Origin of the sequence: Lacticaseibacillus sp. 53-4, assembly GCF_016861805.1 — a bacterium.
Classification (GTDB): Bacteria; Bacillota; Bacilli; order Lactobacillales; family Lactobacillaceae; genus Lacticaseibacillus.
The window spans coordinates 1-3,051 of the sequence record NZ_BOLT01000067.1 but is presented as its reverse complement, the minus strand read 5'-3'; the positions used below and the strand labels follow the sequence as shown (position 1 = coordinate 3,051).

1 protein-coding gene is annotated in these 3,051 nt (G+C 43.9%); it reads right to left on the bottom strand.

Going from position 1 to position 3,051, the window contains the following annotated elements:
- Window positions 1–215: 215 nt before the first annotated feature.
- The gene (mprF, locus tag JUF21_RS11815) at window positions 216–2,819 is read right to left on the bottom strand and encodes a bifunctional lysylphosphatidylglycerol flippase/synthetase MprF (RefSeq protein WP_203664850.1); all 2,604 of its coding nucleotides are present in this window, start codon (window positions 2,817–2,819) and stop codon (window positions 216–218) included.
- Between the last annotated feature and the right edge of the window lie 232 nt (window positions 2,820–3,051).

Here is a 3,051-nt window from a genome sequence, read left to right as displayed (position 1 = left end):
CGCCACAACTTCTATTTGATAACGGCCTGTTCTGGGATTGTCCTCAACGACTGGCTAACTTGTTCTTGCAATTTACGGCAAAATAAATACCTCTGCCTAAATCATTAGTAAACAACACCCGCTACTCTACACCAACTAGAGTTAGTCTTATCATAAAACAAATACACGTCGTCAACTAGATCAGATCGATCTTATCAACAACGTGCATGATTCAGTTATTTCAATCGTTTCAACAACCATACTGGCCGGTGCCGCTCAGACTTGTGCACCCGGGTATTAACGACTTGTAGCAATTGTAAAATGGTGAAAATTAGTGAATTACGTTTTCGGTACGCAATGTACTTCGGTTCCCACTCGGTCACATACTTCTCTTTGTACGACCGTAATCCCTGAAAACCATATAACTGGTAGCCATATTCGTAAATTAAATGAGCAATTTTTTCTTGAATAAAACTGTAGCGTGAAACCCCCACACCGGATAACGGTGCCATTCCCATATTGAAATAAGCATAGCCATCGTCACGCGCCTGTTCAAATAGGTGCACAAAGACCGTGTCCATAATGCCGGATGGCGCCGATTTGCTTGACCGCATTAAGTCAATTGAAGTCGTCTGATGATTTCCCTGCGGCATAATATTCGCAAACGCGACAATTCGGTGGTCAGGATCATAAACGACCGCTACGGGTGCCTGATTGAGATACTGCTCATCAAAAAATCCGAGCGAGAATCCTTTTTCCGTCTCACCTGCTAACCAACTATCCGAAACAGCTCGTAATTCAGCCATAACGTTGGCACTGAACGGTGGCTGCAAGATGGCAAACTCATAGTGATCCCGGGTAAACTTATTCATTAGGGCCCGCTCACCCCGTAGCCGTTTACCAGCCAAACTAAAGTCTGCCAATTTGACGTGCCCTTCTTCACCGGTTTTGATAAAGTCAAAGCCCATTTCGTGTAGGCGCATCGTCAGCATCTCACTAATTTCGTAAAAGACTAGCGAGCAACCGTCACTATCTGCGTCATCCAATAACTGTTCCAAGGCAGCTTGTAATACCGCTTGATTACCGAATGGCTCTCCCATAATGATCAGTTTATCAGCCTTCTGCTGGTATAAGAAGATCAGTTGATCGACCCCATCGACTTGATAGTAATATGCTAACTTATCATTCAAATAAGCCAAGTGTGAGATTTCATTGCCGCCATAAGTTTCAATCACTTGTTTGACCCGAGCCGCATCCATCTTTTGACGCAATCGGGCGTTATAGCCACTCGCAAAGTAGCGGTACATAATAATCAAAATCATTGCCGCTAAGACTAACCCAATCACCCCAAATAACCAGAGCTTTTGTGATGGGAAGAACAGCGCTTCAGGAACCGCATGCCGATGATGAATTTGGGGCGCGTTATAGACCCCCACAATCGTATACAAGATAAAGGTCACCACATACACGCAGCTAACCCACAACGTTTGCCCCCACGAAAAAGCCAACCGATCACGATAATAAGCATGCCGCGACAAAGCCACTAGCGCTAGAATCACAATCAAGAAAATCACAAATTTCATCGAAATTGCATCATAAACGACGAGCCAGCGAATCGTATTCAAAATTGCAATCAGCAGGACAATCACCGTTGGCCAAAAAGCTTTTTTGACCCGGCCAGCAGTTCCCAACGCCACCCCAATCAGTAAGAAGGCCATAATAATACTGCTGGCCTGATTAATAAAGAAAAAGGTGTACGGATAAAACTGTAAGAAGAGTTTATTGCTATATGCAAAGGTAGGGACCGTTGACATCAACAACATCAGAAAACCAGAAAAGTAGAGAAAAACCGTCAGTACCATCTGAGCAACACGTTGTAATGCCTGCTTAGGAATACCCGCTAAGCGCACGTTTAAGCGATGGCCGGTGTCATGGATGAGTAAGACCATCCCGATGGCAAACGGGATAATATAGTAGAATAACCGGTAAAATAAGAGCCATACGACGGCGTCTGGTCGAGAAACTCCGACCGCACTGAGACCAAAAATCATGAAAACGTCGAATGACCCAATACCACCGGGTACCATTGACACTTCACCGACAACCGAAGCAATCACGAATAACGGCACGACTGCTGCAAAATCAATGGGTAATCCCATAAAGTTTCCAATTAATAAGAAGAACAGCACACAGCCAGTCCATTCACCAAACGACCCACTCAATAACCGAACGACGTTGCCGAGCGTAAGGCCATCGAAGAATTCCGAATCGTTGATCCGTGTAAAAATAAAGATAGCTGGAAAATACAGTGCACCACCGACGAGCCAGATCCAGTAACTGCCATACATGTTCCCAATGCCAAAGCCATAGACTAGCACGAGTGAGATCATACAATATAATGACAATCCCGAAACTAAAAACAAAGCGATCTTGGAAATGGCAAACACGATTTGTTTTTTAGTGGCTTCGCGATTATAAAAGTTAGCACGCAGTGAGGCGCCCAGCACGCCCCCAAAACCACCGATATTCGTAAATGTATTGGTGATCCATCCAGCTTTTAAGATATAGCCAAGTGAATAGTGGTTGGGTAAAAACTTTGTAATCATGACGTCATACGTCAGCATTGGTGTCACTGCGATAATACCAATCACGACCATGCTCAACAGATGCCACCAGCTTTGCGAAGCAAGCGCATTCGCCAACTGCGCGCCACTGACTTCCTTCGCAATTTTGCCGACTTCCGTAATCACAAATAACAGGACAGAGAATACAAATAATGCTTTGATGATCCCCATGCGTTTATTGAGTGCCGTCCCGATTTTCTGTAACGTTGCCTTCAAAAAAATTCTCCTTTCCCTAGATTATCTGTATTTAATCTTGAATTTATAACGTTTTGATTTCCATTTGGTAGATTGTAAAATTAATCCGAACGCTGTTCGGACAAAAAAAGATCAGCTTCCTTTAAAATGGTGTTTACCACAAACCCATCTTTTAGGGGTTCTGGTGCAAAGTTTACTCAGGGAGAGTGCATCCTGTATCATGAATTGAAACTGGAGGTTTTCAGATGACTGA